The organism is Streptomyces sp. CA-111067, from assembly GCF_050956065.1.
Lineage (GTDB): Bacteria > Actinomycetota > Actinomycetes > Streptomycetales > Streptomycetaceae > Actinacidiphila.
In genome coordinates, this window is sequence record NZ_CP192103.1 from 7,743,927 (window position 1) to 7,765,717 (window position 21,791).

Sequence of the window (21,791 nt, forward strand, 5' to 3'; positions counted from 1 at the left end):
GGGGATGACTTCTGCTCCCGACCGCCCGTTCCCCGACAACACCACCTCGTCGGCCCGCGGCCGGCACCGCCATCGGCGCCGTCGCAGGACGATGCGCCGTGGTGTGTTCGCGGCTGCCTCCGGGGTGTTCGGGGTGGCGGTGATCGGCGCCGGGTACGTGGTGCTCGTCGAGGGCCACGGCTCGTCCGCCGAGGCCAGCGCGAAGGTCCCGCCGCGGCCGAGTTCGACCAGCGCGCCCGCGCCCGCCGCCACCAAGCCGGCCGCGCCCGGCACGATGAGCGTCCGCGACGCCGCGCCCAAGGTGATCACCGGCCTCGGCCCGAAGACCCGCGCCGCCATCCCGGCGTCCACCAAGCAGGTGCTGGTGGCCTCGGGCAAGGCGAAGAACTCGGCCGACTCCACCGTGACGCTGTGGACCCGTACCACCGACGGCGGTTGGAAGGCCGGTGCCGTCTGGCCCGCGCACAACGCGCTGCGCGGCTGGACCAGCGACCACCACGCCGGCGACCTGCACAGCCCGATCGGCGTCTACACGCTGCATGACGCCGGCGGCTTCGAGAAGAACCCGGGCTCGAAACTGCCGTACCACCACTCGTCCGCGTTCCAGGCGGGCGGCGTCGGCTTCGACGGCGAGCCGCTCGACGAGGCGTTCGACTACGTCATCGCGATCGACTACAACCGGGTGCCCGGCCACTCGCCGCTCGACGGCACCCAGCCGCTCGGCGCCGGCCGCGGCGGCGGGATCTGGGTGCACGTCGATCACGGCGGCCCCACGCACGGCTGCGTGAGCGTGGCCGCGTCGCACATGGTCGACCTGCTGCACACGCTGGTGCCCGCCGACCACCCGGTCATCGTGATGGGCGACCACGGCTCGCTCGCCGAATAGCCCCCGCCGCCGCCCGGGTCGGACGCCGCGGGCCGGTTCACCGCGTCACGGAGTCAACTGCCGCCGCTCCGTGGGGAGTCGGCCGATGGAGGCTCGGGGGGCCGGTTACTCCCACGGGAGTACGGGTCCCGGCGGCCCGCACTGACCGGGGGAGTACCGCCGAAACATCCTGCCGGTCGATGTCACATCGGGGCCCCTCCGGGAGTCTTGTGGTTACCGGAGACGTGTACCGGAAACCGCATCGACCGACGGGGGCCGCGCCCCCGGCCCGCACCGCACTCCCCGCGGGCAATGGAGGCATCGGCATGGGCATGGACCACGACCAGGATCTGGCGGACTTCGCACGGCGCTGGACCGAGGCGGAACGACTCGGCGACGTGGCGGCGCTGGACGCCCTGCTGACCGCCGACTTCACCGCGGTGGGACCCCGGGGCTTCGTACTCGACAAGAAGCAGTGGCTGGACAGGTACGCCTCGGGGGCGCTCATCCATGACGCGTTCACCTGGGAGGACGTGACCGTGCACCGGTACCGGGGCGCCGCCGTCGCGGTGGGGACGCAGGGGCAGCAGAGCATCTACGACGGGCGGGACGCGGACGGCTACTTCCGCGTGACGCAGATGATCGTCGAGGAGGACGGCGTCTGGAGACTGGCGGCCGTGCACCTCAGCCAGACCGGCGTCCACCGAGGACCGGAGGCATAGCCATGCGGATCAGCATCAGTGTCGACGAGTACGCACACAGTGCCGAGGGCGACGAGAACGCCCAGCGCTTCCAGAGCGCTCGGCGCGTCCAGGGCGTCCAGGACGTCCACGGATTCCAGAACGCACGAAGCGGCCAACCGCACGCCGGAGTAGCAGAGTTGGACGAGGTCGTCACGGCGGCCGAAGGGCTCGGCATCGACACGGTGTGGATCGCCGACCGGCTGCTGGGCGGCGGCGCGGCCGACGACGGCACCGGCGCGCGGGACGGGCTGCTGCCGGCCGGTTCGCCCGACGAGGAGCTGCTGACGGCCTACGCCACGCTCGGCTTCCTCGCCTCGCGCACCGAACGGGTCAGGCTCGGCGCGATGGTGGGCCCGGCGGGCCGGCTCGCGGCGGGACCGCTGATCAGGGCCGTGGGCGTGCTCGACGTGTTCTCCGGCGGCCGGGTCCGCCTCGGCGTCGGCGCCGAGACGGCCGAACCCGCCCCCGGGGCGGCCCCGTCGGCGCCCGCGGCGGAGTTCGAACGGATCGAGGACCTGCTCAGGGTCGCCCACCTGCTGTGGGCCGACGACCGGGACCCGTCAGCCGGCCTGCTGCCCGTTCCCGCCGAGCCGTACGACCGCCCGTACCCGCCGGTGCTGATCGCCGGGCACGGTGAGGCGCGGATGCTGCCGCTGGTGGCCCGCTACGCCGACGCGTGCGACCTGCTCGACGACGGCCAGGGGGACGCCGCGCTCAGCGGCAAGCTCGACGTGCTCGCCGTGCAGTGCCGCAAGGCCGGACGGGCGGTCGGGGAGATCGACGTCTCGGCCGGCGTCCGGCTGCACCCGGAGGAGCCGGCCGCCGAACTGGTCGCGCGCTGCCGCCACTTGGCGGAGCTCGGCATCGGCCATGTGCTGCTCGGGGTGGACGGTCCGTGGTCGGCGGAAGCGCTGCGCACCCTCGCCGGCGCCGCGCCCGCCGTCCGCGCTCTGCACGGCGATCCGCACGGCGATCCGCACCACGAGCCGGAACGGGGAGGGCAGTTCGCGCTCCTCGACACGGACGGGCTGTCCGCCGGGATCGCGCGGAGCATCCCGGCCTGACGGTCCCACCGGGCGCGTCGGGCGCCCGAACGGCAGGCACCCGGTGGCGAGTTCGCCTGCCACCGGGTGCCTGCCGCCGTTCACGGCCGTGCTGCTGTGCGTTGCCTGGTCTCAGCCGCGCGGTACGACCAGCGACTGGACCTGGGGCAGGCCCTTCCAGTCGTTGGAGGCGATGGTCGCGTGCGCCTTGGCCAGCTGCGCCACCCGGGCCGCCGCGTCGGCCGGCGCCGGGTTGACGTCGTCCAGGGCCGGCGCCACGTTCTGCGAGTCGGTCATGAACAGCAGGTAGTGGTTGGTGTCGTACCAGCTGGTGTCGATCGACCCGTTGAGGTAGGTCGCCGCGTCACCGTCGAACGCCACGAACCACGGCCGCAGCGAGGTGTCGGAGTAGCGCGAACGCGGGTCGCCCGCCTGGGCGTTGTGCACCGAAGGGAAGATGTTCGCCTGCGCCGTCTTGCCCTGGCTGTGCAGGTCGCGCAGGTAGGTCGCGTACTCCTTGTCCGTCCAGAGGCTGTCGGTCGGGTTGGCCTCCTCGACGGTGCCGGGGATGACTTCGAGCAGCACCCGTCCCGCGAGCTGCTGCCGGGTCGGCCAGTTGCCGGCCTTGGCGGCGTCGTCCAGGGTGGCGTACTGGCCGCCGCCCGGCTTGTTCAGCAGGTCGTTGGGCTTGTAGACCAGGCTGCCCAGGTGCGCGCTGATCGAGCTGTCGAGCTTGGCGGCGCTCATCCCGAAGGTCGCCTGGAAGCCGGCCTTCAGCTCCAGCTTGATGATCAGCGGACCGTGCCCCGGGTGCGCGCCGAGCCAGACCCGTACGTCGTCCAGGCAGCTCTCCAGGTCCTTGTTGGCGCCGCCGGAGTACAGCTGCGAGGCGGACGAGGCGTTCACGCAGTTGTTGCTGTTGCCCAGCGGGTTGGAGTGGCTGACCTTCCACTCCTGGGTGACGAAGTCGTCCCAGACGTCCAGTTCGATCATCGAGGTGCCCGTGTCGAGCGCCTGCGCGAGATAGCTGAACGTGGCGGGGTCGTAGGTGTTGTGCAGTCCGGACGCGGTGCTGCCGGACAGCGGAAGGGAACCGGTGTCGGCGGCGGACGCGGTCGCGCCCCCTCCGGCTCCGGCGAGGGTGAACGCCAGGCACGCGGTGAGCGTGCCGAGCAGTGCCGTGCGCAGTCGTGTGGCGACTCGGCTGGACAGCGGACGGGTCACGTGTGTCCTCCTGTGGGGGGCGGCTCTCTCCGTCAGGACGGTGCCGGGAACGCATGAATCGGCGGAGACATGACACATAACACCACCTGGAATCGCGCTGTCAGCTCCGATTCGAGCCGAACGCGTCGGCGGGGGGCGTGAGTTGGCGGCGGGCGGGAGTGGCTGCTCGGCGTCCGGGGTTGCGGCTGGCAGGCTGGTCCAGCCCAGGTGACGGATGTGCGAGCCCGTCACGCCCGACCGAGAGGTGATGTCGATGACCGAGGCCGGGACGGCCGTACGCACCGAGCGCGCGGCGGCGGTGAGCACCGTCGTGCTGTCCAGGCCCGGGACGCGCAACGCGGTGGACGGACCCACCGCGCGGGAACTCGCCGTCGCCTTCCGGGCGTTCGACGCGGACGAGGAGGCGGCCGTCGCCGTGCTGTGGGGCGAGGGCGGCACCTTCTGCTCGGGCGCCGACCTCAAGGCGATCGGCACCGAGCGCGGCAACGTGGTGGCGGAGACCGGCGACGGACCGATGGGGCCGACCCGGATGCGGCTCGGCAAGCCGGTGATCGCCGCCGTGGCGGGCCATGCGGTCGCGGGCGGCCTGGAGTTGGCGCTGTGGTGCGACCTGCGGGTCGCCGAGGAGGACGCGGTCTTCGGCGTGTTCTGCCGGAGATGGGGTGTGCCGCTGATCGACGGCGGCACCGTACGGCTGCCCCGGCTGATCGGCGCGGGCCGGGCCATGGACCTGATCCTCACCGGCCGCCCGGTGGACGCGGCCGAGGCGCTGGCCATCGGCCTGGTGGACCGGGTCGTACCGGTCGGCACCGCGCGCGCCGCGGCCGAGCAACTGGCCGCCGAGATCGCCGGCTTCCCGCAGACCTGCCTGCGGCACGACCGGCTCGCGCTGCTCGAACAGCAGGGCCTGTCCGAACAGGACGCGCTGGCCGCCGAGTTGCGGCACGGCAGGGTGTCGCTGGCCGAAGCGGCGGCGGGCGCGGCACGGTTCGCGGCGGGCGAGGGGCGGCACGGCTCCTGACGCTGTGTCGGCGGTGCCGCTTCCAGGGCGCGTCGGCGGCGCGGTGGTCAGCGGCTCGCGAGATACCGCAGTCCCTGCTGGAAGACGGCCCGCGCCCCGGAGTTGAGGCGGGCGGCCCACGGCGGATCGCTCTCGCCGCGCTGCCGGCACCAGCAGGCCAGCGCGTAGCCGAACTCCCGCTCGCTGAGGTAGCCGAGGTGGTGGGTGGGGTCGAGCGCGTTGCCGGTGAGCATCCGCTCGGTGAGGTCGCCGAGCGGCAGGACGGAGAAGCCCGACGCCGATCTGGTGAACCGGTAGGCGGCGTTGGCGTTGAAGACGCCCATCCCGAGGAAGACCGTCAGCAGGTCGGTGAGCCGCTCGTGATCGACGTCGATCCCGTCGATCCGGCGCTCGCCCAGCAGCCGGACGTGCCCGAGTTCATGGGCGATGATCGCGGCGAACGCGGCCGGGTCCGCGGCCTCCCGCAGGTCGAGTTCGATCAGCGAGCGGCCGAGCACCTTGCGGTAGGTGCCGACGGTCCGGTGCCGTTCGCGCGGCCGCGCGGGGAGTTCGTCCGGCGCGGGCCCCTCGAAGCAGTGCACCGCGAGCCGGTCGGAGTCCACGTCCATCACCGCGCAGACACCCGCGACCAGCCGGTTCACCTCGGCGAGGCCGCCGGTGAAGCCGGCCGGCAGCAGCGGCGGCAGCGGCAGGGCGACCTCGCGCCGTGCGGCCTCGACGCCGAAGTCCCGCTCGCACCACGCCAACCAGGTCTCGATCCAGTCCCGTTCGGCCGCCGGCACCGGACACGCGCCCGACGGCTCGGCGCGGACCCACGGCTTCTCGCCGGTCGTCGTCAACTGCGGCCTGCGCGGCGGCGGCCGCAGCCCGTCCCGCAGCACCCGCTTCCACCGGTCGTCTCTGCCGTTCACGTATCCGGCCCCCGCCGCTACGTGCCCGTACGCGCCCCGAACGGGGCTTCTTCCAGGATGACGCGCCATCCGCCGTCGCGGTTGCCGATCGCGCGGCCCGGGGCCGGCACCGGCGCGGGCTACAGCGGATCGCCCAGCGGGCCGGCCTCGGCCTCAAGGGACTCGGCCCAGTGCGCGGCCCAGTCCGGCCGTGAGCCGTCGGCGTCGGTGAAGCCGTACTCCCGCGACAGGTTCCACGTCGCCAGCGCCCGGCCGCTCTTGGCCATGATCTCCGGATCGGCGGCAAGCGCGGCGACCGCCCGGCCGAGATACGCGGGCGACTCGGAGAAGGCGAAGTGCTGGTCCTTCGCCGCGCCCTCCTGCCAGGTGTCCTCGGTGACGCCGAAGCCTTCGAGCAGCGCCTCCGAGCGCAGGAAGCCCGGGGTGAGCGCCACCGCCGCGATGCCGTACGGGCGTAGCTCCGCCGCCTGCGCGAACGCCAGCCTGATCACCGAGGACTTGGCGAGGTCGTAGAAGAAACTGCCCCGGTAGCGCGCCGAGTCGCCGTCGGTGATCTCCAGCACCAGGCCCTCGCGGCGGGCGACCAGCAGCGGCAGGGCGTAACGGCTCGTGATGATGTGGGTGTCGATCGCGCGGCGCAGCAGCCGCAGCCCCCGGTCGAGATCCTGCTCCCACAGCGGGTGGTCCCAGTCGGTGAGCGGATCGCCGCCCCAGACACCGTTGACGAGGATGTCGAGCCGGCCGTCCTGCTCGGCGCCGATCCGGTCCACCAGCGCGCGTACGGCGGCGGGTTCGCCGTGGTCGGTACGCACCGCGATGCCGCGCCCGCCGGCGGCCGTGACCCGTTCCGCCGTCTCCTCGACGGTCTCCGGCCGGTCGAGATCGGACCGGCCGGCCGTCGTACTGCTGCGGCCCGTGACGTAGACGGTGGCGCCGGCCGCGCCGAGTTCGACGGCGATCCCGCGTCCGCCGCCGCGGGTCCCGCCTGCCACCAGGGCGACCTTTCCTGCCAGCGAGGGTGTCATCGGGGCTCTCCTGTCGTGGGTGCGGGCGCGGTTGGAGCGGTGGGGCCGGTGGGCCGCGTGGCCGGGCCCGTCGGCGGCGGCGAACCGGTCGGTGGCGGGCCCGTGAGGTGCGGTGCCAGTACGGTGGCCAGCGCTGCGCTCAACCGCTGCGCGAGCGTGCCCTCGCGGTCGACGGCCCACAGCAGGCCGGCGCCCGAGGTGACCGCCAACGCCGCCTCCGTCAGGGCGCCGACGCCGGGGAAGCCGTCCCGCCGGAGTTCGCCCGCCTCGGCGGCCTCCGCCAACAGGCCGGTGACCGCGCCGCGTCGGGCACGCTGTATGGCAAGCGCCCGCTGGTGGAAGTCCGGGTCGGTCAGGTCGACGCAGAGGAACGCCAGGTGGTTGGCGTAGGACTCGGGGGTGGCCAGCGGCTCCGCCCACTCCACCAGGAGCGCCGTCAACGCGGCCACGGCGGACGGGTGTCGGGCGCGGATCCTGGCCGGCCGCTCGGTCATGCCGTCCAGCGAGTGGTCGGCGATGGCGAGCAGCAGTCCGCGTTTGGAGCCGAAGCGCTGCATCAGCGTGCCGGGCACCACCCCGGCCTGCTTGGCGACCGCCGCGAGCGTCAGCCCGTCGGGCCCGCTGCGGCCGATCACCTCGACCGCCGCACGCAGGATCGTCGCGTCGTCGATCGTCCGGGGGCGCCCGGCCATGGCAGCAGCTCCTTCGCAGTCGTCGCGGCTTTAATAAATGATCGTTCATTTATTAAAGCACACGGAGCGCTCCGGCAGATCCGCCCGGTGCCCGGCCCCGAGGTTCAGGCCCGGCCGGCGGTGCGCATCGCCCAGGCGAGGCAGCCGAGGGCGGCGGTGCAGGCGACGGTACGAGCGGTGTTCCAGTGCACCCAGGTGGACTCGAAGTGCGCCCGGACGGCGGCGGGATCGTGGATCCCGCCGACGCCGCCGGCCGCGGCGAGCTTGTCGTTGAGCGGCACGTTGAGGCCCATGGTGATGAACAGCGAGAGCGCGTAGAGCACCACCCCGGCGATGATCCAGGGCAGTGCGGAGCGTCCCTCGCCGCGCCAGTGCAGCGCGGCGGCGACCCCGCCGAGCACCAGGGCGCCGCCGAAGGCCAGCCCGAACCACCCGTTGAGTATCGACACGTTGATGCGCTGCATCGCCTCGATGAACGTCCCGTCGTCGGCCTTGCCGAGGCCCGGCATCACCGCGACGGAGAAGGCGAAGTAGAGGCCCGCCATCAGACCGGTGGTGAGGGTGGCGGCGAGCAGGACGAGGCTGCGGATGTCGCCGTTCACGGCAACTCCCTTCGAACGGGGGGCGGGTGGAGGCGGGACCGGCAGTCGGCCCGGCGGGCGCGGGAATCCCGGCTGCGGGCGGTGGTGTTGGCGCTGCTGGTGCTGCGGCTGGTTCGACCAGGGCTGCTGGGGGCCGGAGTTGGTGGGGTGCCCGTAGGGCGAGGTCGTCGTCATGTCCTCAGTGAAGCGGTGCGGGCGGGGGCCGGACCATCGCTGAAAAGCTCATCGGCATGCGCGGGCGTCCAGGGTCCTGGCCGGGCGCGGGTGTTGTGCGGCGGGGGCTCGCCGGGGCCGGTCGTTGCGCGTGCGGCGTCGTGCGACGGGCGTTCTGCCGGGTGGGCGGTCCGGCTGCGCGATCGGGGACCGTCCCCTTCGAACACCGGTCGAATAAGCTGAACGCCATGGACGCACTGGCGAGTCTGCTCGACGGCCCGCGGGCCCGCGGGGCCTTCCTGCTGCGGTCGGTCCTCACCACCCCCTGGTCGCTGCGGATCGCCGACCGGGCCCCGCTGACCTTGATGTACATGGTGTCGAACGGCGGTTGGGTGGTGCCAGACGGAGCACCGCCGGTGCGGCTGCGCCCCGGCGACATCGCGGTGGTGCGCGGCCCGGCGCCGTACACCGTCGCCGACGATCCGGCCACCGAGCCGCGGATCGTCATCCAGCCCGGCCAGGTCTCGACCACCCCGCAGGGCGAGGAGCTGTGCGAGGAGATGGACCTCGGCGTGCGCACCTGGGGCGACAGGACGGACGGCGAGGAGGAGCAGCCGGATTCGGCGGTGCTGATCAGCGGCACCTACCAGATGCACGGCGAGATCAGCGGCCGGCTGCTGACGGCGCTGCCGCAGGTCCTGGTGCTGCCGGGCGACGCCTGGAGCAGCCCGCTGCCCGCCCTGCTGTGCGACGAGATCGTGCGGGACCAGCCCGGCCAGGAGGTCGTCCTCGACCGGCTGCTCGACCTGCTGCTGATCGCGGTGCTGCGCGCCTGGTTCTCCCGGCCGGAGACCGGCACGCCGGCCTGGTACGCGGCGCAGAGCGACCCGGTCGTCGGCCCGGCGCTCGGGCTGCTGCACGAGGGTCCGGCGCATCCGTGGACCGTCGCTGAACTGGCGGCGCGGACCGGCGTGTCGCGGGCCGCGCTCGGCCGGCGCTTCACCGAACTCGTCGGCGAGCCGCCGATGTCGTACCTCACCGGCTGGCGGCTCGCGCTCGCCGCGGACCTGCTGCGCGAGCCGGACGCGACGATCGCCGCGGTCGCGCGGAAGGTGGGGTACGGGAGCCCGTTCGCGCTGAGTGCGGCGTTCAAGCGGGTGCGCGGGGTGAGCCCGCAGCAGTACCGGGAGGCGGCCGGGCGCGAGGCGGCGGCTGCCGCTTCGTAGGGCCGCGTTCTTCGCGGTTCTCCGCGCGGGGGCCAGGTTGCTGACGGTGGGCTGGGCGAACGGTTCGTGGCGCACTGTTTAGGCTGGCTGCATGAAAGACTGGGACCTACGGAAGCTGCAGATCCTCCGGGCGCTGCATGACACCGGCACGGTGACGGCCGCGGCGAACGCGCTGCGGATGACGCCCTCGGCCGTCTCGCAGCAACTTGCCGCGCTGTCCAAGCAGGTCGGCACTCCGGTGATCGAGGCGCGCGGGCGCGGGGTGCGGCTGACCGGCGCCGCGCACGTACTGCTGCGGCACGCCGAGGTGGTGTTCGCCCAGCTGGAACGGGCCGGCGCCGAGCTCGACGGCTACGCGCAGGGGGAGTCCGGGCTGGTACGGGTCGGCACGATCGCGACCGCCATCACCCGGCTGGTGGTACCAGCAGCCGAGCTGCTGCGGCGCGCGGCGCCCGGCATCACCTTGTCGGTCCGCGAGACCGAGGCCGCCGAGGTGTACGAGGACCTGGCCGCCGGCGACGTCGATCTGGCGCTCTCGCTCGCCGTGGACGCACCCACCGCCCGCGATCCGCGATTCGTGCTGTTTCCGCTGCTCACCGACCCGCTGGACATCGCGCTGCCGGCCGCGCACCCGCTGGCGCGGACCCCGGGACTGCGGCTGGCGCTGCTCTCGGAGGAGCCGTGGATCTTCGGCAGCCGGGGGCCGTGGCGCGAGATCACGCTCGCGGCCTGCGCGGACGCCGGATTCGTCCCGGAGCAGGCGCATGCCGCGGCTGACTGGCCGGCCATCTTCGCGCTGGTCGCGGCGGGGATGGGGATCGCGCTCGTGCCGCGGATGGCGACCTCGGGCGGGCTGCGGAGCGAGGTCGCGGTGCGGCCGCTCGAAGCGGACCGGCCGCGGCGGCGGATCGTGGGGGCGGTGCGGGCCGGGTCGGAGGACGCGCCGTTGCTGCGGCGGACGCTGGGGGCGCTGCGGCAGGCGGCGGAGCTGGATCCAACCGTTCAGTTGGACTGAACGGTTGGTTCAGTAAGTTTCGATGGACGTGAAGGGTCGGGCTGGCGGAGAGTAGTGGCATGACGACAGCGGGACCGCGCCGGAGGATCTGGCCTCTGGCCGGTGGGTCTGACCGCTTCTGATCGCTACATCTGACCGAGAGGTCTGACCGCCACATCTGACAGAGGGGGCAGCGGGGATGACGACGCAGGGGAGTGCTGTACGGCACGGCGCCGGAGCGGGTGCGGGGGCCGGGGCGCGGGGGGAGGCGCGGTCGTTCACCGACCTGACCTGCTTCACGGGGGACGCGCTGCCGTACGGGGGCGGGAATCCGTACGCCGACTACCGAAGTACGCCGCTGCCCTTCGCGCAGCTGCCGGATCTGGCCGACCGGCGGCTCGGGGCGGGGGTGGTCGCGGCCAATGACGAGTTCTTCGCCGACCGGGAGAACCTGCTGGTGCGCGAGCCCGCGGTCTTCGACCCCGAGCGCTTCGCCCACAAGGGCAAGGTGATGGACGGCTGGGAGTCCCGCCGGCGGCGCGGAGCGTCCGCGGGGGAGCCGCATCCGGGACCCGGTGACCACGACTGGGCGCTGATCCGGCTGGGGGCGCCGGGGGTGATCCGCGGCATAGTGGTCGACACCGCGCATTTCCGCGGCAACTACCCGCAGGCGGTATCGGTGGAGGCCACCGCCCAGCCGCTGTCCGCGTCGCCCGAGGAGCTGCTCGACCCGGCGGTGGAGTGGACCGAGCTGATCGCCCGCACACCGGTCGCCGGCCACGCGGAGAACGGGTTCGAGGTGCATGTGGAGCGCCGCTTCACGCATCTGCGGCTCCGGCAGTACCCGGACGGCGGGATCGCCCGGCTGCGGGTGTTCGGCGAGGTGGCGGCCGACCCGGCGTGGCTCGCCGCGCTCGGCACCTTCGACCTGGTGGCGCTGGAGAACGGCGGCGTCGTGGAGGACGCCTCCGACCGGTTCTTCTCGCCGCCCGAGCACAGCATCCTGCCCGGCCGCTCCGGCCGGATGGACGACGGCTGGGAGACCCGCAGGCGCCGCGACACCGGCCACGACTGGGTGCGCTACCGGCTGGTGGAGCAGGGCGTGATCAGGGCGGTCGAGATCGACACCGCCTACTACAAGGGCAACTCGGCCGGCTGGGTGGAGCTGTGGGCACGCGACGGCGAGGAGGGCGAGTGGGCGCCGCTGCTGTCCCGGGTCCGGCTCCAGCCCGACACCCTGCACCGCTTCCTGGTGGACCCGCTGCCGGCCACCCATGTGCGGATCGACATCTTCCCCGACGGTGGCGTGGCCCGGCTGCGGCTGCACGGCTCGCTGACCGACCGGGGAGCGGCCCGGCTCACGGAGCGGATAGCGGCGATCAGCTGATCAGCTCGCGCCGAACCGGGCCAGGAGCTTGTCGTTGCCGAACATCCGGGCGGTGTCGATCGCGGACGGCACCCCGGCGGCCGGATCCGCGCCGGCCTCGACCAGGGCGTCGATCACCTGCTGCTCGCTCTTGAACACCGCGCCGGCCAGCGGGGTCTGGCCCCGGTCGTTGGCCCGGTCGGCGTCGGCGCCGCGCTGGAGCAGCGCGAGGACCGTCTCGGCGTTCCCGTGGTAGGCGGCCAGCATCAGCAGCGTGTCGCCCCGGTCGTTCGTCAGGTCGGCCGGCACCCCGGCATCGACGTAGGCCGCCAGGGCCGCGGTGTCGCCCTGCCGGGCGAGGTCGAAGACCTTGGCGGCGAGCTCCAGCACCTCGGGGTCGGGAGCGGGCGCGTCCCCGGCGGCAGGTCCGTCCTCGGCGGCGGGGCCGTCCTCGGAGGAGGGCCGGGAGGTGGGCGCGGGGGTCGGCTCGGTCATGATCCACACCCTATGCGGAGCAGTCGCCCTTGAAGAAGGAGATCAGTACGCGCTGCGCCGGCTGGTCGCCGACGCGGACGTCGAGCGGCACGCAGGCGCGGCCGTCGCCCGCGACGAAGAAGCCGCCGGGGAAGCCGGTGGCGGCCTTCTGGCAGCTGCGGAAGACCACCGAGGTGGCGGGGGAGTTGTCGGAAACCTCGCCGTATTCGAGGCCGGCCCGGGCCCGTTGCTCGGCGCCGACGGTCACGGTGACCTCCGCGCCGGCCTGCAGCCGGGGGCCGATCTTGTAGAACCAGCCGCCGCCGCTCTGGCTGCCCCAGGTGTTCTGGTCGCCGGTGGCCAGGCTGCGCAGGTCCGGCCAGGTCAGCGGGCCGATCGTCACATCGTTCTTGTCGGAGGAAGCGGAAGGGGTGTCGGACGTGGACGGAGCGTGGGAAGCCGGCGGGCCCGATGCCGGGGCGTGCGAGGCGGGGGCGTGCGAGGCGGGGGCGCCCGATGTCGGGGTGCCCGACGAGGGGGGAACGGGCTGGCGGGGGCGGCTGATCCAGCCCTGGACGCACTCCACCGGCCGGGGGCGGTCGATGCTGCCCTCCGGAGGTGCGAAGGAGGTGCTGACCTGGGTGTCGGCGTTCGGACGCGAATGGTTGCCGCCGCCCGAGGTACAGGCCGACAGCAGGGCGGCCACCCCCACCGTCACAGAAGCCGCACGCAGCACTCCACTCCGCATGGACACCACCCCTCATCAGGACGGTACGTCCTCAGCCGAGCGGCGGCCAGACCACCAACTGCCGTATGAGATCGGCGTCCCCGGTCATCCGCAGGGCAGGACCGTCGAGCGGGTACCGGCGGTGGAGGGCCAGCAGCAGGTCGCCGGCCGAGCCGTGGAGTGTCGCACCCGGCTCCGGGCCGTCGCCCGGTCCGCCGCGCACCGCCGAGGCGCCGGTGGCGTCCAGGATCAGCGTCCAGGCCGGGCCCTCGTGGGAGACCAGCGCGACCCGTTCGGGGGCGTGCGGCCAGCCGTCCATCGAGCCGAAGCCGACATGCAGGAACTCGTCCACCGCGTCCAGGGCCATGTGCGGGGGCAGCGGCTGCTCGGCGCCCGCCGCCTCCTGGGCGTCCCAGGCGTGCATCGCGGCCTCCAGCACCTGGTGCCTGGCCACCGCCCCGGCCGTCGCGGGATGCCCGGAATCCGCCCACCACGTCCAGCAGCCGGCCTCCTCGCCCGCGGCGCGCAGCGCGTCGAGCAGCACCGCGGTGGACCGGGCCGACCAGTCGAGCAGGTCGGCCGATGGCTCGGCGCCGCGCACGGCCTGCTCCGCCGGCGGCCGTGCGGCGGGACCGGCCGCCACGGTGGCGGCCCAGAACCGCTGCACCTGGCTGACATGCGCGACCAGGTCGTGCACGCTCCAGTCGGGGCAGCCCGGGACGCGCGCCTCTGGCCGAGCCGAGCAGGCCGCCTCGCGCAGCGCGTCGGAGCGGTCCTCGATCCGTTCCAGCCGGTCGGCGAAGAGCGGCTCGGGGAACGGCGGTTCGGAGAAGCGGGAGCCGGACGGGGTGCGCGAGGACGTCATGGGGACCGTTGTAGCAGCGCCCTCGGACAGCGGCCGACCGCGGGGCCGGGCGCCGAGGGCCGGCCGGCGGATCGAACCGATGACCGTTTCCGTGGGTTTTGCCCAACCCTGACCATGGCAGGCCCTGTTCAGCGCGGCGGGAACCCTGTTCCATGGTCATCAGACGGCCGCCGCAGCAGAGGGCGGCCACGCGTGCAGGATGAGGTGGCCTTGGCTACGACCGTGCGACGTACCGCACTGAGCATTCCGGCGGCTCCGCTCGGCCCGGAGAACCCGCTGCCCGCGCTGCGCCCGCTCGCCGCACTGCAACCGCCCGCCGTTCCGGCCGGCCAGGTACTGCCCGCCGACATGGCCAGGCAGATCGGCTACGCGCCGCTGCGCTCGGTGCTGCCGGTCCGGATCCTCGACGGCTACGGGCGGGATCGCGCGCCGGCCGAGTTCGACGCGCTGGTGATCGAGAACGACCGGCTGCGCGCCACCGTGCTGCCAGGGCTCGGCGGCCGGCTGTACTCGCTGTTCCACAAGCCGACCGGTCGTGAACTGCTCTACCGCAACCCGGTGTTCCAGCCCGCCGCGCTGGCGCTCGCCGGTGCCTGGTTCTCCGGCGGCGTCGAGTGGAACCTCGGCGCGACCGGCCATGCCGCCCACACCTGCGCCCCGCTGCACGCGGCCCGGGTGCCGGCGCCTGACGGCGGCGAGATGCTGCGGCTGTGGGAGTGGGAACGGCTGCGCGACCTGCCGTTCCAGATCGACTTCTGGCTGCCGGAAGAGTCCGACTTCCTCTACGTCGGCGTCCGGGTCCGCAACCCGCACGACCGGACGGTCCCCGCCTACTGGTGGTCCAACATCGCGGTGCCGGAGACCGAGCGGAGCCGGGTGCTGGCCCCCGCGGAGGCCGCCTGGCACTTCGGCTACTCGCGCGCGCTCAGCCACGTTCCGGTGCCGGCCGCCGAGGAGGGCACCGACCTCAGCTACCCCGCCAGGGCCGGGCGGGCCGCCGACTACTTCTTCGACATCGGCGACGGCGACCGGCGGTGGATCACCGCGCTCGACGGTGAGGGCCGCGGGCTCGTGCAGACGTCGACCGATCTGCTGCGCGGTCGCAAGCTGTTCGTGTGGGGCCGCGGTTCCGGCGGCCGGCGCTGGCAGGAATGGCTGACGGAACCGGGCACCGGCGGCTACCTGGAGATCCAGGCGGGCCTGGCCCGCACCCAGCTCGAACACATCCCGATGCCCGCCGACAGCGACTTCTCCTGGCTCGAGGCGTACGGCCCGCTCGCCGCCGACCCGGCGGTCGTGCACGGCGACGACTGGGCCGCCGCCCGCGCCGAGGCGGCCGGCCGGCTGGAGCAGGCGCTGCCGCGCGGCACCGTGGAGGCCGCCTACGCGAGCTGGCTCGACCACGCCGACACCGAGCCCAAGGACATGCTCGCCACCGGCTCCGGCTGGGGCGCGCTGGAGACCGCCCGGGGCCACTTCCAGCTGCCCGGCACGCCGTTCACCGCCGGCACCCTCGACGACCGGCAGAAGCCGTGGCTGGAACTCCTGCTGGCCGGGGTCTTCCCGCGGCCGGCCGCCGACACCCCGCCAGGACCCTCGCTGGTCTCCCCGCAGTGGCGTGAACTGCTCGAAGAAGCCGACACCTACCCGGGCAACGAGTGGTTCCGCGACTACTACCTGGGCATCGCCCAGTGGGCCGCGGGCGACCGGGCCCAGGCCGTCCGCAGCTGGCAGCGCTCGCTGGCCGCCCACCCGTCTCCCTGGGTGCTGCGGGCGCTGGCGGTCGCCGAGGACGACGCCGGCGAGACCGGCCGGGCCGCCGACAACTACCTGGCGGCGTACGACTGCCTCCGCGAGACGTTCCTCGACGGCGCCGATCCGACGGGCCCGGCCGGGCAGGCGGCGATCGAGGTGCGGCGCGCCCTGACCCTGGAGGCGGTCCCGGTGCTGCTCGCCGCCGGCCGGCCCGAAGACGCCGAACGAGTCCTGGACCACCCGCTGCCCGGCGGGGACGGGCGGCTGCTCGACGGCGGCCGGATCAGGCTCCTGCGGGCCAGGACCGCGCTGGCCCTGGGCGACGCAGCTGCCGCCCGAGCGCTGTTCGACGAGGGCTTCGAGGTGGCCGACCTCTACGAGGGGGCGGAGACGCTGACCGACACCTGGTTCGCCGTGGCGGAACGGCTGCTGGCGGGCGAGGGGCAGGTCACCGAGGAGATACGCGTCCGGGCCCGCGCCGAGCACCCGCTGCCGCCCGGCTACGACTTCCGGATGAACACCGAGAGCCCGTGACCGGGAGCCGGGGCCCCGGGAGCGCGCGGCGGGGCCTCAGCGGCCCGCGTCCAGGAGCGCGGTCAGCTCGGCGGCGGTCAGGTCGCCCGGGCGGCGGCGCTCCCGGGCGAACCGGCCCGCGGTGCGCTGGACGGCCTCGTTGAGCGGGGTCGGGACGCCGAACCGGCGGCCGAGCAGCACGATCTCGCCGTTGAGGTAGTCGGCCTCGATCGACCCGGTGCCGCGCATCAGACTCTGCCAGGAGGAGCCGCCGCCGCGGGCACGGCCGTTCAGGGTGCGCAGCTCCACCCGGTCGCCGCGCACCCTGGCCTGCTCGGCCGGAGTGACCGGTGTGATGCCGGCGGCCTCCAGCGCGGCGGCGCCCTCGGCCTTGATCCGGCGGAACAGCTCCTGCTGCCGGTCGTCGTCCACCGGACCGCGTACCGCTTCGAGGGCGTTGGCCAGGTTCGACAGCAGCTTGCCGTACTTCCAGGCCATGACGTCCGGGACGACGGGCGCGTCGAAGCCCGACTGCGACAGGTCGGCCGAGATCCGCCGGGCGGTGTCGTCGGTGCCGGACGGGTAGCGGCCGAGGTGCAGGATGCCGGTCAGCGGCGCGCCCGGTGCCTGGACGACTCCGGGCTCCAGGTGCGAGCTCGGCATCCACACGCACATCGGGTACACGTCGCGGAAGCGGCGCAGGGCGAGCCGTTCGTTCTCCACGCCGTTCTGGGCGCAGACCACCGCGGGGCCGCCGGCGCCGGGCCGGTCGGCGTAGCCGCTCCAGGTCTGCAGGGCGGCGGCGGTGTCCTGGGTCTTGGTGGCGAGCAGCAGCACGTCGTCGGGGCGGGGATCGAGGTCGGCGGGGCCGTCGACCACCGGGATCGGCAACGTCAGGGTGCGCTCGGGCAGTTCGAGCCGCAGGCCGTGGGCGCGCAGCGCGTCGCGATGCGCGCCGCGGGCGACCAGGACGACATCGTGCCCGCTGTCGTAGAGCCGCCCGCCGATCGTTCCGCCGACCGCGCCCGCGCCGATGATCAGGTATCTCACCCGCCCCAGCCTGCCACGCCGGGCCCGCCGCCCGCCGCGCCGGCCACCCGCCGGACAGCCGGCGACTCGATTTCGGGGCCGCGGGGGGCATGCTCCGCGCCCTGCCGGGTACGTGCCCGGTTCAGCGGCCCCCGAGCGGCCGGTCCGCGCAGCCGACTCCACCCACACCCCATCGCGCACGCAGAAGCGGCGAGAGGAAACCAAAAGCGATGACCGACATCAACTCCGACGGCGCCCTGCCCCCCGCGCAGCGTGCCCTGCACGAGATCGCCCAGGGCAGCGAGAACGTGATCGCGCTGAGCACGCTCGCGGTGAGCGAGGTGCTGCTGCCGGTGCCCGGCGTCGAGGAGCTTCCGGCCGGCGTGAACGGCGCCGAGCTGCCCCGCGAGATCCAGCTCCCGGTCTACGAGCAGGAGGACGGCCGGCAGCTCGTGCCGGTCTTCACCTCCGAGACCCGGATGGCCGACGCGCTGCCCAGCACCCGCAGCTACCGGTTGGTCCAACTGTCCGCGCTCAGCGGCGCCTGGCCGTCCGACGAGCTGATCCTGTCCATCGACACCGGCAGTCCCGACGCGCTGAGCATCTCCGGTGAGGGGGTCCGCGCCCTGGCCGGCCTGGTCGGCGGCAGCAACTGACCACCGGCGGCCGGCCCGGGGCGCCCGCTCACCCGCGGTAGACCACGAGCCCGCCCGGCACCTTGTCGAGCAGCAGCTCCCCGGGCGCGGGCGCCACCTCACCGTCGCAGGCGAGGTGGACGCCGGCGCCCGGAACGCGTACCCGCAGCCGGGGCACCGCGGCGGCCTCGTACACCGGCGACCTGGTCAGCACCCCGGTCAGGGCCGCGCCCACCAGCCGGGTCCTGGCGTACGGACCGCCGTCCACGATCCGCACGTCCAGCCGCCCGTCGGTCAGGTTCTTGCGCCGCACCGGGGCCAGACCCACGCTGGAATACCGGCAGTTGCCCGCGAACAGCAGCCACACCGAGCGCGGCCGGCCGTTGATCTCGATCTGCACCGGCTCGCAGGTCCGCAGCACGTGCACCGCGGCCAGCACCCCGGCCGGCCAGCTGCCGACCCGCCGCGACCAGCGCTCCCGTACCCGCACCAGGTCCGGGTACGAGCCGATGCTGAAGGTGTTCAGATACGGTTCGCCGGCCGCGCCCGGGGTGTCGAGCACGGTGGTCCTGGCCACGTCCACCCCGGCGGCCCGGCCGGCCAGCACGGCCTCGGCGGTGTCGTCGATGGTGTTCAGGCCCAGGTCGAGGGCGAAGTGGTTGCGGGTGCCGCCGGGGAACACCGCGAGCGGCAGCCCGTGCCGCAGCGCGACGGCCGCGGCCAGCCGGATCGTGCCGTCGCCGCCGCACACCCCGAGCGCCCCGCTCTGCTCGACCGCGGCGCGGGCCGCCTTCTCCAGTAGTTCGGCGAGGTCGTCGTCCTCCGTGCACTCGACGACGTCCGCTTCCGGCAGCGCCGCGGCGATCCGCACCTCGGGGGTGGTCAGCAGCGGCGGCGGCCCGGCGGCGGTGTTCACCACCACATGCAGCCCGGCACCGTCGGGCAGCGCGGGGGCCGGGGCCTTCGGCCCCGGCTCGGGCCGTACGGTCGCCGGCGGGATCAGCGCCCGCACGGTCAGCGCGGCGCCGACGCCCAGGGCGCAGCCGACCAGCACGTCGCTGGGGTAGTGCACGCCGGTGTAGATCCGGGAGAAGGCCACGCTCGCCGCGATCGGCGCGACCACGGTGCCCCAGCCCGTCGACTCCAGGGCGGCGCCCGCCGCGAAGGCCGCGGCCGAGGCGGCGTGCCCCGAGGGGAAGGAGGAGGTGATCGGCTGCCGGTGCAGCTGGCGTATCACCGGAACGGCGTCCAGGATCGGCCGGCTGCGGCGTACCGCGCCCTTGCCGACCGTGTTCACCGTCAGCGAGGCCAGGGCCAGCGAGCCCAGGCCGCGCGCCGCGGCCCGCCGCCCGGACGGTCCGCCCGCCGCCGCGATGCCCGCGGCCACCGCGAACCACAGCCGGCCGTGGTTGGCCGCCCGGCTCAGCTTGGGCAGCACGGGCTCCGCGCCCGGCCAGTGACGGCCCGCCACTTCGGCGAACAACGCCTTGTCCCAGTTCTTCCAGGGGTACGTCATGCCGCTCGGTTACCCCTCGTCGGCCGCGGCACGCCGCCGCTGTACGCTCCCCGGGTGAGCGCACCCCGCCAGGCACCGGATCCGGCGTCCCGGCACGACACACCGGCCCTGGTCATCTTCGACTGCGACGGCGTCCTGGTCGACAGCGAGAAGATCGCCGTCAAGGTGGACGCGGTGGTGCTGGCCGGCCTCGGCTGGCCGCTCGCCGAGGCCGAGATCGTCGAGCGCTTCGTCGGCCGGTCCTACGGCGACATGATCGCCGAGGTCGAGGCGCACCTCGGCCGCCGGCTGCCCGACGGCTGGGACGCCCCCTACCGGCACCTCTACCTGGAGGCGTTCGAGGCCGAGCTGACCGAGGTGGACGGGGTCACCGAGGCGCTCGACGCCCTCACCCTGCCGACCTGCGTGGCGTCCAGCAGCAGCCACGAGGGGCTGCGGCACAGCCTCGGCCTCACCGGTCTGTACGAGCGCTTCGCCGGGCGGATCTTCAGCGCCGAGGAGGTCGCCCGCGGCAAGCCCGCGCCCGACCTGTTCCTGCACGCCGCGCGCACCCTCGGGGTGCGGCCGGACCGCTGCGCGGTGGTCGAGGACAGCCCGTACGGGGTGGCCGCGGCCCGCGCCGCCGGGATGCGCGCGTACGGCTACTGCGGCGGCCTGACTCCGGCGGGCCGGCTGGAAGGCCCCGGCACCGTGGTCTTCGACGACATGCGCGAGCTGCCGGAACTGCTGCTCGGCTGACGCGAACGGGGCCGCCCGGCCGCGCTGCGCGCGGACCCGTGGATCGCCCGGCCGGGGTCGCCCGGCCGCCCGCTGCTGGTGCGCGAAGCCGCGTACCGGGGCAAGGTGGGGCGTAAAGGACTTCCACCAGCGTCCCCATCCAGCGGAGGTACGGAATGCGGCCCATCTTGCCGTACGACGTCAGGCCCGACCCGGGTCTGCCGATCCCCGCGTACTGGGAGGCGAGCCTCGACCGGGCCCCGGCGGGCGACGAACCGGTGGGCGGCGGCGAACCGCTGCTGGAAGCGGCCTGCGGCTACTTCGCCCGGCGCGGCCTGCCCGGCGAGACCGGGCAGGTGCTGGCCGCGCCCGGCGCGGAACCGCTGCTGCTGGCGCTGCTGTCCGCGGTGGACGGCGACCCGGTGCTGGCCCGGCCGGCCGCCGGCTGGCAGGCACCGGTGACCCGGCTGCTCGGCCGCCGGGTGTACACCGCGCCGACCGCGGCGGAGGGCGGCGGCGTGCCCGACCCCGTCGCACTGATGGAGGCCGTCCGCAGGGCACGGGCCGAGGGCGGCGATCCGCGGCTGCTGCTGCTGTCCGCGGTGGACGACCCCAGCGGCACCGTCAGCGCGCCCGAGCTGCTGCACGAGACGTGCGAGGCCGCGGCCGAGGCGGGCCTGCTGATCATCTCCGACGAGACCTACAGCGACACGCTGCACCACCGTGACACGGTGCTGCTCAGCCCGGCCGAGATGCTGCCCGACCACACGGTGGTGCTCGCCGATCTCGGCGCCACGCTGGTGCCCTCGTCGGTGCCCGCGGCGCTGGCGCGCTTCCCCTCCACCGAGCACGGCACCGCCTGGCGGCAGCGGACCGCCGAGGCGCTCGCCGCGCTGCGCGCGGTGCTTTCCGCGCCGGTGGCGGCCGGTGTCGCTCACGTGCTGGGCGAGCCGCCCGAGGTCACCGACCGCACCGCCGCCGCGAACCGGCTGCACGCGCGGACCGCCGCGGCGGCGTACCGGGCGATCACCGGCGCGGGCGCGCTCTGCCGCCCGCCGCAGGCCGGCTTCCAGCTCTACCCCACCCTGCGGGTCGCGGGCCTGGACGCGGCGGAACTCGAGGAGCACCTCGCCGTGACGCTCGGCCGGCATGTGGCCGGCGGCCACCGCTTCGGCGACGACCCGGCGGAGCCGAGGGTCAGGATCAGCACGGGGGCGTTGCACGGGCGTACGGAGGCCGAGCGCCGCAGCACGCTCGACGCGTCCGACCCGCTGTCCCTCCCGCACGTGAACGACGCGCTCGAAGCGCTTTCCGCCGCTTTCACGGCCGCAGCCCCGACCCCCTCCAACCCGGTCCTCCCCGGCCGCTGAGGGTTCCCTCCAGGGGCAGCCGAGGCCCCCACCGCCGGGGTGGCACGAGCCGTCCCGGGACCACCCGCCGGTGGAGGGCTGATCGCGCAGTTCCCCGCGCCCCTTCGGGGCTCGTCGTCGGGCGCCGCTGGTCGCGGCCCGAGGGGCAGGGTGACGCGGTCAGTTGCGGGACCATCCGCCCGGTGGGGCTGGTGGCGCAGTTCCCCGCGGCTCGGCAAAGGTGACGTCTCGGGGCACGGGCCCCGAAGGGGCGCGGGGAACTGCGCGACAAGCCACCCACCGGCCGGGGGTCCGGAACAGCCGCAACCACCCCACCCCTCGGGCC

21 protein-coding genes are annotated in these 21,791 nt (G+C 74.4%); 11 read left to right on the forward strand and 10 right to left on the reverse strand.

Features of this window, described 5'->3' with window-relative positions; all coding sequences use genetic code 11:
• Positions 1-4: 4 nt before the first annotated feature.
• The 3 genes from ACQPW6_RS34195 to ACQPW6_RS34205 all read left to right on the forward strand — a co-directional run bounded on the left by ACQPW6_RS34195 (position 5) and on the right by ACQPW6_RS34205 (position 2,672).
• The gene (locus tag ACQPW6_RS34195) at positions 5-886 is read left to right on the forward strand and encodes a L,D-transpeptidase family protein (protein ID WP_433893594.1); all 882 of its coding nucleotides are present in this window, start codon (positions 5-7) and stop codon (positions 884-886) included.
• Positions 887-1,191: 305 nt separating this feature from the next.
• The gene (locus ACQPW6_RS34200) at positions 1,192-1,587 is read left to right on the forward strand and encodes a nuclear transport factor 2 family protein (protein ID WP_433893595.1); all 396 of its coding nucleotides are present in this window, start codon (positions 1,192-1,194) and stop codon (positions 1,585-1,587) included.
• A gap of 2 nt (positions 1,588-1,589) precedes the next feature.
• On the forward strand, positions 1,590-2,672 hold the full coding sequence (locus ACQPW6_RS34205) for an LLM class flavin-dependent oxidoreductase (protein WP_433893596.1): 1,083 nt from the start codon (positions 1,590-1,592) through the stop codon (positions 2,670-2,672).
• A 111-nt stretch (positions 2,673-2,783) separates the two neighbouring features.
• Here the strand turns inward: ACQPW6_RS34205 and ACQPW6_RS34210 are convergent, their stop codons facing one another.
• Positions 2,784-3,875: a phosphatidylinositol-specific phospholipase C domain-containing protein gene (locus ACQPW6_RS34210; RefSeq protein WP_433893597.1), complete on the reverse strand. Its 1,092-nt coding sequence runs from the start codon at positions 3,873-3,875 to the stop codon at positions 2,784-2,786.
• 214 nt (positions 3,876-4,089) lie between these two features.
• Here ACQPW6_RS34210 and ACQPW6_RS34215 point away from each other — a divergent pair, with 214 nt between their 5' ends.
• Entirely contained in the window at positions 4,090-4,896 is an 807-nt protein-coding gene (locus ACQPW6_RS34215) for a crotonase/enoyl-CoA hydratase family protein (RefSeq protein ID WP_433893598.1), read from the forward strand.
• A 47-nt stretch (positions 4,897-4,943) separates the two neighbouring features.
• Here the strand turns inward: ACQPW6_RS34215 and ACQPW6_RS34220 are convergent, their stop codons facing one another.
• From ACQPW6_RS34220 to ACQPW6_RS34235, 4 genes are all read right to left on the reverse strand, one after another.
• On the reverse strand, positions 4,944-5,807 hold the full coding sequence (locus tag ACQPW6_RS34220) for a hypothetical protein (RefSeq protein ID WP_433893599.1): 864 nt from the start codon (positions 5,805-5,807) through the stop codon (positions 4,944-4,946).
• A 119-nt stretch (positions 5,808-5,926) separates the two neighbouring features.
• Positions 5,927-6,832 carry an SDR family oxidoreductase gene (locus ACQPW6_RS34225; RefSeq protein ID WP_433893600.1) on the reverse strand — a complete coding sequence of 302 codons (906 nt, stop codon included), beginning with the start codon at positions 6,830-6,832 and terminating at the stop codon, positions 5,927-5,929.
• Positions 6,829-7,524 carry a TetR/AcrR family transcriptional regulator gene (locus ACQPW6_RS34230; RefSeq protein WP_433893601.1) on the reverse strand — a complete coding sequence of 232 codons (696 nt, stop codon included), beginning with the start codon at positions 7,522-7,524 and terminating at the stop codon, positions 6,829-6,831. The genes ACQPW6_RS34225 and ACQPW6_RS34230 overlap by 4 nt, the downstream gene beginning before the upstream one ends.
• Positions 7,525-7,628: 104 nt before the next feature.
• Positions 7,629-8,300, reverse strand: coding sequence for a DUF1772 domain-containing protein (locus tag ACQPW6_RS34235; RefSeq protein WP_433893602.1), 672 nt, complete (start codon positions 8,298-8,300; stop codon positions 7,629-7,631).
• A gap of 227 nt (positions 8,301-8,527) precedes the next feature.
• Between ACQPW6_RS34235 and ACQPW6_RS34240 the strand changes: the two genes are divergently transcribed.
• From ACQPW6_RS34240 to alc, 3 genes are all read left to right on the forward strand, one after another.
• Positions 8,528-9,505, forward strand: coding sequence for an AraC family transcriptional regulator (locus tag ACQPW6_RS34240; protein ID WP_433893603.1), 978 nt, complete (start codon positions 8,528-8,530; stop codon positions 9,503-9,505).
• Positions 9,506-9,596: 91 nt separating this feature from the next.
• Positions 9,597-10,520: a LysR substrate-binding domain-containing protein gene (locus ACQPW6_RS34245; RefSeq protein ID WP_433893604.1), complete on the forward strand. Its 924-nt coding sequence runs from the start codon at positions 9,597-9,599 to the stop codon at positions 10,518-10,520.
• 178 nt (positions 10,521-10,698) lie between these two features.
• Positions 10,699-11,886, forward strand: coding sequence for an allantoicase (gene alc, locus ACQPW6_RS34250; RefSeq protein WP_433893605.1), 1,188 nt, complete (start codon positions 10,699-10,701; stop codon positions 11,884-11,886).
• Here the strand turns inward: alc and ACQPW6_RS34255 are convergent, their stop codons facing one another.
• The 3 genes from ACQPW6_RS34255 to ACQPW6_RS34265 are packed head-to-tail and all read right to left on the reverse strand — an operon-like array spanning position 11,887 to position 13,931.
• Entirely contained in the window at positions 11,887-12,360 is a 474-nt protein-coding gene (locus ACQPW6_RS34255) for an ankyrin repeat domain-containing protein (protein WP_433893606.1), read from the reverse strand.
• Positions 12,361-12,370: 10 nt separating this feature from the next.
• Complete coding sequence (locus ACQPW6_RS34260; RefSeq protein ID WP_433893607.1) at positions 12,371-13,087, reverse strand: hypothetical protein; 717 nt, start codon at positions 13,085-13,087, stop codon at positions 12,371-12,373.
• A gap of 31 nt (positions 13,088-13,118) precedes the next feature.
• Entirely contained in the window at positions 13,119-13,931 is an 813-nt protein-coding gene (locus ACQPW6_RS34265) for a maleylpyruvate isomerase family mycothiol-dependent enzyme (protein ID WP_433893608.1), read from the reverse strand.
• A gap of 222 nt (positions 13,932-14,153) precedes the next feature.
• Between ACQPW6_RS34265 and ACQPW6_RS34270 the strand changes: the two genes are divergently transcribed.
• A complete protein-coding gene (locus ACQPW6_RS34270) occupies positions 14,154-16,220 on the forward strand; it encodes a DUF5107 domain-containing protein (RefSeq protein ID WP_433893609.1) in 2,067 nt (688 codons plus the stop codon).
• A 36-nt stretch (positions 16,221-16,256) separates the two neighbouring features.
• On the opposite strand, the gene ACQPW6_RS34275 is transcribed toward ACQPW6_RS34270, so the two are convergent.
• A complete protein-coding gene (locus ACQPW6_RS34275) occupies positions 16,257-17,249 on the reverse strand; it encodes a ketopantoate reductase family protein (RefSeq protein WP_433893610.1) in 993 nt (330 codons plus the stop codon).
• A 209-nt stretch (positions 17,250-17,458) separates the two neighbouring features.
• Here ACQPW6_RS34275 and ACQPW6_RS34280 point away from each other — a divergent pair, with 209 nt between their 5' ends.
• Positions 17,459-17,884 carry an SseB family protein gene (locus tag ACQPW6_RS34280; RefSeq protein ID WP_433893611.1) on the forward strand — a complete coding sequence of 142 codons (426 nt, stop codon included), beginning with the start codon at positions 17,459-17,461 and terminating at the stop codon, positions 17,882-17,884.
• A 28-nt stretch (positions 17,885-17,912) separates the two neighbouring features.
• On the opposite strand, the gene ACQPW6_RS34285 is transcribed toward ACQPW6_RS34280, so the two are convergent.
• Positions 17,913-19,379, reverse strand: a complete 1,467-nt coding sequence (locus tag ACQPW6_RS34285; protein WP_433893612.1) for a bifunctional phosphatase PAP2/diacylglycerol kinase family protein — start codon at positions 19,377-19,379, stop codon at positions 17,913-17,915.
• Between the two features lie 54 nt (positions 19,380-19,433).
• Between ACQPW6_RS34285 and ACQPW6_RS34290 the strand changes: the two genes are divergently transcribed.
• Positions 19,434-20,117, forward strand: coding sequence for an HAD family hydrolase (locus ACQPW6_RS34290; RefSeq protein ID WP_433893613.1), 684 nt, complete (start codon positions 19,434-19,436; stop codon positions 20,115-20,117).
• A 155-nt stretch (positions 20,118-20,272) separates the two neighbouring features.
• A complete protein-coding gene (locus ACQPW6_RS34295; RefSeq protein WP_433893614.1) occupies positions 20,273-21,466 on the forward strand; it encodes an aminotransferase class I/II-fold pyridoxal phosphate-dependent enzyme in 1,194 nt (397 codons plus the stop codon).
• Positions 21,467-21,791 lie beyond the last annotated feature (325 nt).

Excerpts from the sequence above, each read along its gene's own strand:
- ACQPW6_RS34295 (WP_433893614.1), top strand. The coding sequence starts at position 20,273 with ATGCGGCCCATCTTGCCGTACGACGTCAGGCCCGACCCGGGTCTGCCG.
- ACQPW6_RS34285 (WP_433893612.1), bottom strand. The coding sequence starts at position 19,379 with ATGACGTACCCCTGGAAGAACTGGGACAAGGCGTTGTTCGCCGAAGTG.
- ACQPW6_RS34195 (WP_433893594.1), top strand. The coding sequence starts at position 5 with ATGACTTCTGCTCCCGACCGCCCGTTCCCCGACAACACCACCTCGTCG.
- ACQPW6_RS34280 (WP_433893611.1), top strand. The coding sequence starts at position 17,459 with ATGACCGACATCAACTCCGACGGCGCCCTGCCCCCCGCGCAGCGTGCC.
- ACQPW6_RS34225 (WP_433893600.1), bottom strand. The coding sequence starts at position 6,832 with ATGACACCCTCGCTGGCAGGAAAGGTCGCCCTGGTGGCAGGCGGGACC.
- ACQPW6_RS34235 (WP_433893602.1), bottom strand. The coding sequence starts at position 8,300 with ATGACGACGACCTCGCCCTACGGGCACCCCACCAACTCCGGCCCCCAG.
- alc (WP_433893605.1), top strand. The coding sequence starts at position 10,699 with ATGACGACGCAGGGGAGTGCTGTACGGCACGGCGCCGGAGCGGGTGCG.
- ACQPW6_RS34230 (WP_433893601.1), bottom strand. The coding sequence starts at position 7,524 with ATGGCCGGGCGCCCCCGGACGATCGACGACGCGACGATCCTGCGTGCG.
- ACQPW6_RS34205 (WP_433893596.1), top strand. The coding sequence starts at position 1,590 with ATGCGGATCAGCATCAGTGTCGACGAGTACGCACACAGTGCCGAGGGC.
- ACQPW6_RS34260 (WP_433893607.1), bottom strand. The coding sequence starts at position 13,087 with ATGCGGAGTGGAGTGCTGCGTGCGGCTTCTGTGACGGTGGGGGTGGCC.
- ACQPW6_RS34215 (WP_433893598.1), top strand. The coding sequence starts at position 4,090 with ATGTGCGAGCCCGTCACGCCCGACCGAGAGGTGATGTCGATGACCGAG.
- ACQPW6_RS34265 (WP_433893608.1), bottom strand. The coding sequence starts at position 13,931 with ATGACGTCCTCGCGCACCCCGTCCGGCTCCCGCTTCTCCGAACCGCCG.
- ACQPW6_RS34200 (WP_433893595.1), top strand. The coding sequence starts at position 1,192 with ATGGGCATGGACCACGACCAGGATCTGGCGGACTTCGCACGGCGCTGG.
- ACQPW6_RS34245 (WP_433893604.1), top strand. The coding sequence starts at position 9,597 with ATGAAAGACTGGGACCTACGGAAGCTGCAGATCCTCCGGGCGCTGCAT.
- ACQPW6_RS34255 (WP_433893606.1), bottom strand. The coding sequence starts at position 12,360 with ATGACCGAGCCGACCCCCGCGCCCACCTCCCGGCCCTCCTCCGAGGAC.
- ACQPW6_RS34240 (WP_433893603.1), top strand. The coding sequence starts at position 8,528 with ATGGACGCACTGGCGAGTCTGCTCGACGGCCCGCGGGCCCGCGGGGCC.